Origin of the sequence: Parasphingorhabdus sp., from assembly GCF_049667325.1 — a bacterium.
In the GTDB taxonomy this organism is placed as follows: Bacteria; Pseudomonadota; Alphaproteobacteria; order Sphingomonadales; family Sphingomonadaceae; genus Parasphingorhabdus.
In genome coordinates, this window is the sequence record NZ_JBATHY010000108.1 from 1 (window position 1) to 5,753 (window position 5,753).

Consider the following 5,753-nt stretch of genomic DNA (forward strand, 5'->3'; position numbering starts at 1 on the left):
ATCCGTTCCAGATGCGCTTCCAGCCGGGCGATGCCGCTGGCGGGATCAAAGGCCATGGTTTCGATCAGGTCGACCTTGTAGCCCCCTTCCGCATTGGCATCCACTTTGGCAAATCTCCCCTTGGCGAGACATTCCCGCCATTCGTCATCCCCGTCTGAGTCCGCCACTATCCCAGAGCCAAGGCCGATGGAAAGCTTTTTGTCGTGCGCGCCCAGGTGGAAGGTGCGGATCGCGACATTGAACGCGGCGTCTCCGCCCGGATCGATCCGCCCGATCGAACCGCAGTAGATGCCCCTTGGATCCGGTTCGAGCTCGTCGATAATCTCCATCGCCCGGATCTTTGGCGCGCCGGTGATCGAGCCGCAGGGGAAAATCCGGCGGATCACATCGACCGCATCAAGGCCGTCCTGCAATTGCGCGGTGACCGAGGAAGTCATCGGGTGGATCGTCGGATAGCTCTCGATCTGGAACAGTTCCGGCACCTTGACGCTGCCCTGCTGGGCGACCCGCGACAGGTCGTTGCGCAGCAGATCGACGATCATCAGATTCTCGGCGCGCTGCTTGGGATCGCTGTGCAGTTGCGCCTGCACTTTGGCGTCCGCCGTTTCATCGGCAACCCGCGCTGCGGTCCCCTTCATCGGTTTTGCAGTGATCCGGCCGTCCTTCAAGGCAAAGAACAGTTCGGGCGACAAGGACAGCATCCAGTTCTGGCCGTCGAACACCACCCCGCCATAGCCGGCCTGCGCCCTGCTCCGGATCGCGGCATAGAGTGCCAAGGGATGACCGGAAAAGTCCATTCCTGCCCGAAAAGTGAGGTTGGCCTGATAAATATCGCCGGCATTTATATAGCTCTGCACTTTTTTGAATGCCGCATCATAAGCCTCCCGCGACACACGGGGTTTGAGTTGCCCGAGCCAGGCCCCGTTGCGGTCGGGCAGATGTTGGACCAGGTCGCCATCCCCTAACTCTTTATAATCATTAAATATTCCAAACCATGCCAGCGGCGTCGGCATTTCTGTTGGGAAATGGTCGCGCAACCGTTCTTCCAGCGCCAGTCCCGCTTCATAAGATAGATAGCCCGCGACATGCTTCCCCTCCGCCCGGGCCCGCGACAGAGCCTCGAAACATGCTTCCAAGTCTTCCAATTTGTCGGCCCGGATAACCGCCACCGGGTCCCGGTACAGCCGCGCCGGCGCGGCACCATCGGCGCGCGCGTCGTCAAGCAGGACAAAAGGAGATTTTCCATTGAACATTTGCCACCCCTAATTGCATTTCACACCATTCGTCCATAAGCTTGCCGAAAGATAAACAGGGAGGTTGTTGGATGCGGTTTGCGCTGGCGTGCCAGATGATCATGGCATTTTTGATATTTGCGGGCGTGGCCGAAGCGGCGGCAGAAGACACAGCCCCCCGTCCGGCCGCTTTGGTCGCTGACCAGATACCTGATATTTCGCTGGCCATTGTCGACCAGACCCGCCCCTATATGGAATATCGCACCGCCAGTTTTGTTGACTGGGACCCCAGGAGCAGGGCGATGCTGGTCACCACCCGCTTTGCGGAAACCCGTCAATTGCACCGCGTCGCGACTCCGATGGGACAGCGCGAACAGCTTACCTTTGCTCAAGAACCGGTGAGCAGCGCGCGCTATGCACCCGATGGCTCGTCGCTTCTGTTCCAGAAAGACAGCGGCGGCAACGAGGTCCACCAGATTTTTTCGCTCGGGAACGGGCATCCAAAAATGCTCACCGACGGCAAGAGCCGCAACAGTCTGGGGCCTTGGTCGAGCAGCGGCAAATTGCTTGCATTTGGCTCCAACAAGCGCACCGGACTTTACAACGACATCTATCTGATGGACCCGGCCCGTCCAGATAGCGCACGGATGCTGATTGCTTCAACCGGTGGAGGCTGGTTTCCGATCGATTTTTCCCCAGATGACAGCAAGTTGCTGGTGTTCAACTATGTGTCGGTCACTGACAATCAACTCTATCTGGTCGACATCGCTCAGGGCAGCTCCCGCAAGTTGACCGACAGCAGCAACCCGGTCGCCTATGAAGGGCTGCAATTTGCCCCCGACGGCAGGCTCTGGGCCGCGTCGGACGACGGCAGCGATGTCAAACGGCTGGGCATCGTCAATCTGGAAACAGCGCTGTTCGAACCGGTGGTCGATGAGAAAATCTGGGACATTACCGATTTTGATATCAGTCGGGATGGCCGCTGGATCGCCTTTGAAGTCAATCAGGCGGGGCGTTCCGTGCTTAAATTTTATGACACGAAAAGCGGAAATATCCGCGACGTTGACGCGCTGCCGGTCGGCGTGATCAACGGCGTAAAATTCTCCCCGTGGGGAGAGCTGGGCATCACCCTTAACAGCAACCGGACCGGTACCGATGCCTATAGTATCAACCCGGATACCCTCGCCGTCACGCGATGGACCAGAAGCGAGACGGGCGGTCTGGATACGGCCGACAATGTCGCGCCTGAACTGGTCGAGATCGAAAGTTTCGACGGCGAGAAAATGTCCGGATTTCTCTATCGACCCGATCCCGCGAGACATCAGGGCAAACGACCGTTGCTCATCAACATCCACGGCGGGCCGGAAGGCCAGGCCACACCCCGGTTTCTGGGACGCGACAACTATCTGATAAACGAACTTGGCATCGCGATTTTCTATCCCAACGTCCGGGGATCAACCGGCTTTGGCAAAAGATTTGTCTCGCTCGACAATGGTCCCTGGCAGCGGGAAAACAGCGTGCTCGATATCGGCGCGTTCCTCGACCATCTGCGCAAGGATCGGCGGATTGACCGCAAACGGATCGCGGTGACCGGGGGCAGCTACGGCGGCTATATGACGCTGGCATCGATGCTGCGCTATGGTAAAAAGTTGAAAGCAGGACTGGAGATTGTCGGCATATCCAGTTTTGTCACTTTTCTGGAGAATACCCAGGATTACCGCCGGGATCTGAGGCGGGTGGAATATGGCGACGAACGCGATCCCGCACAGCGCGCCAAGCTGGAGGAGATCAGCCCGCTGATCCGAGCGAGCGAGATCAAAATCCCGCTGATGGTCGTCACCGGAGCCAATGATCCCCGTGTCCCGGCGAGCGAAGCCGACCAGGTCATCGCCGCCGTGCGCAGCAATGGCCGCCCCGCCTGGCATCTGCTCGCAGAGAATGAAGGCCATGGTTTCCGCAAGAAGGCCAATGCCGATTATCAGTTCTGGGCGAGCCTTATTTTCTGGCAAAAATATCTGCTGGACATGGAATAGGGACCGCGATCATGGATGAACCGACCAGCATACACCGATAGCGATGTCCAGATCCGTCCTGAATATCGTGTTGCTCTACAGCCTGCTCTTGGCCATTGCCGCCTTTGCGCTGGAATGGCTGCAATATCAATATTTCAGCAAGGCCTATTCAGTTGAAATCTATGTCGTCCTGATCGCCCTGGCTTTTGCTGCGCTTGGCATCTGGGTAGGTCGCCGGCTGACCGCGCGAAAACCGCGTGAACCGTTCGAGCAAAATATTGCCGCGCTCAAATCTCTCGGCATATCGGCACGGGAACTGGAAGTGCTCGCAGCATTGGCCGATGGTCAATCCAACAAAGAGATCGGACGAACGCTGGATATCTCGCCCAATACCGTCAAAACCCATGTCGCAAATCTATACGCGAAACTGCAGGTCAATGGCCGCGTTCGGGCTATCGAAGAAGCACGGGCCCTGCATCTGATCCGCTGATAAAAAAGGGTGATTCCGGCTCAATCACCCACCCGGGTGATTTCCAAAAGCCGTTTCGGCTGCCATAACCACACCACATACGGGGGGAAGATCATGCAGAAAATCGCGTTAGCCTATGGAATATTGTCCGGAACCATCGTCATAGTAACGATGATAATGGGTCTGGTTTTCAGCGATGGAGGAAGTTTTCTGTCTTCCGAACTGTTCGGCTATCTGACCATGTTGATCGCGCTGTCGATGATCTTCATCGCTATCAAGCGCTTTCGCGATCAGGAACTCGGTGGCGTAATCAGGTTTCTTCCGGCTTTTGCCATGGGGCTCGCTGTCGCTGTTATTGCCGGAGTCGTATATACCGTGATCTGGGAACTCTATTTGATGAGTAACGGATACGCCTTTATCGACGGTTATGTGAACAGTGCGATCGAAGCCAAAAAGGCAGCGGGACTGACGGCGGAGAGACTGGCGCAAGAGATTGCCACGCTCGAAGAGATGCGAACAAATTATGGCAAGATATATATTCGCATGCCGATGACATTTCTGGAGATATTTCCTGTGGGCCTGATGATTGCCATCTTGTCGGCCGCCATTTTGCGAAATCCCAAAATTCTGCCAGTCCGGCGATAAGCGCCACAATAAGGAGAATGAATATGAAACTCGGAGCTTTTTCCATCAGCCTGGCGGTCAAGGATATTGCGCTTTCCAGGGCCTTTTACGAAAAACTCGGCTTTGTGCAATTTGGCGGCGATCAGGATCAGAAATGGCTGATCCTGAAAAACGGCGAAACACTGATAGGCTTGTTCGAGGGCATGTTTCCCCAGAACTTGCTTACCTTTAATCCGGGCTGGGATCAGGATGCTCAAAATCTCGATGATTTTGATGATGTTCGCGATATCCAGAAATCTTTGCTCTCCGCCGGCCTGAACCTCGACAGCAAAGCCGAAGGAAAGGAGGGTCCCGCCAGCATCACCCTGATCGATCCAGATGGCAATCCGATCCTGATCGACCAGCACCGGTAATAATTTAATTCTTCAAATTCGGGTGGTTGCCAATGCTCGCGCGGATCGCGTCCAGCGCCGGTTTGCGCATCGCCGATTTCTGATAGGCATAGGCATGTCCCGGCAGCTTGGCGAGCTGACCGGCAATTCCGATGGCCTGCTCGACCACTTTATCCGGTTTGACCAGCATATCGAGATATCCGGCTTCGACCGCGCCTTTCGGATCATAGATGAACGCCTGAATCATCGCCCGCGTCTGGTGCAGGGGACTGAGCCGGTCGCGCGCCAGCTCGACCGCAAATACCGGCAGCGTCATGCCAGTAATCGATTCATTTGCGCCCAGTTTGAAATCGCCCGCAGCCCCGATCCGGGTGTCGCACGCCATCAGCAGAAACACACCCATGGCAATGGCGTGGCCGTTGCAAGCCGCGATGACGGGAAGCGGCCCGCCGTATAGGCGAAGCACCAGTTCAGAAGCACGGTCGAGCAAACGGACCGAATCGTCACGGGTAAAGCTGCCCATCATGCCCAGATCAAAGCCACCGGAAAACCGTCCTTCGCGACCGGTCAAGACGATGGCTTTGGCATCCGCCTCGGCCTTATCCAGCGCCTCGTTGAGCGCGATCATCAGGTCAAAATTGACGGCATTGGCCTTGCCATCGTCCATGGTGATCAGGGCAACATCATTCTGGATATCGACGGAAATGCTCATTGTCTGTCCTTTTCAAGGCGGGATTAATCGGTCAGTTAAACCTATCGCTGAAAATGCTCGCGTCAACGGGAAACTCTGCAGAAAAAGTGGGGAAACTGCAGTAAAAGACTGGCAAACGAACAATCCGTAGCGGCAAATTGTTCAGGTCAGCTGCCCTATTATTTTTGTCAAACGCGAAACATCCTCCCGATCATGATAAAGTGCGAAGCCAATTCGCAAGACATCGCCGCGAACATCGGTCACGACATTCTTGTCGGCCAGAATGTCGTGGAGACTTGGCGCTAATCCTCCCCGGAAAGCCAGAAAGCGCGC

The 5,753-nt window shown here is 56.1% G+C and carries 6 protein-coding genes; 4 read left to right on the forward strand and 2 right to left on the reverse strand.

Annotated elements, in window-relative coordinates; all coding sequences use genetic code 11:
- Positions 1-1,253, reverse strand: a 1,253-nt coding sequence (pabB, locus tag WBM93_RS05675; RefSeq protein WP_424429346.1) for an aminodeoxychorismate synthase component I, incomplete at its 3' end; no start/stop codon positions are given.
- Between the two features lie 95 nt (positions 1,254-1,348).
- On the opposite strand from pabB, the gene WBM93_RS05680 reads away from it, so the two are divergent.
- The 4 genes from WBM93_RS05680 (at position 1,349) to WBM93_RS05695 (ending at position 4,750) form a co-directional block, all read left to right on the forward strand.
- Positions 1,349-3,265, forward strand: coding sequence for a S9 family peptidase (locus WBM93_RS05680; RefSeq protein WP_424429348.1), 1,917 nt, complete (start codon positions 1,349-1,351; stop codon positions 3,263-3,265).
- Positions 3,266-3,308: 43 nt separating this feature from the next.
- Positions 3,309-3,734: a response regulator transcription factor gene (locus WBM93_RS05685; RefSeq protein ID WP_424429351.1), complete on the forward strand. Its 426-nt coding sequence runs from the start codon at positions 3,309-3,311 to the stop codon at positions 3,732-3,734.
- A 93-nt stretch (positions 3,735-3,827) separates the two neighbouring features.
- Complete coding sequence (locus WBM93_RS05690; RefSeq protein WP_424429354.1) at positions 3,828-4,358, forward strand: DUF4199 domain-containing protein; 531 nt, start codon at positions 3,828-3,830, stop codon at positions 4,356-4,358.
- 23 nt (positions 4,359-4,381) lie between these two features.
- Positions 4,382-4,750 carry a VOC family protein gene (locus tag WBM93_RS05695; RefSeq protein ID WP_424429357.1) on the forward strand — a complete coding sequence of 123 codons (369 nt, stop codon included), beginning with the start codon at positions 4,382-4,384 and terminating at the stop codon, positions 4,748-4,750.
- A gap of 4 nt (positions 4,751-4,754) precedes the next feature.
- Here WBM93_RS05695 and WBM93_RS05700 read toward each other — a convergent pair whose 3' ends face one another.
- On the reverse strand, positions 4,755-5,441 hold the full coding sequence (locus WBM93_RS05700; RefSeq protein WP_424429360.1) for a crotonase/enoyl-CoA hydratase family protein: 687 nt from the start codon (positions 5,439-5,441) through the stop codon (positions 4,755-4,757).
- Positions 5,442-5,753 lie beyond the last annotated feature (312 nt).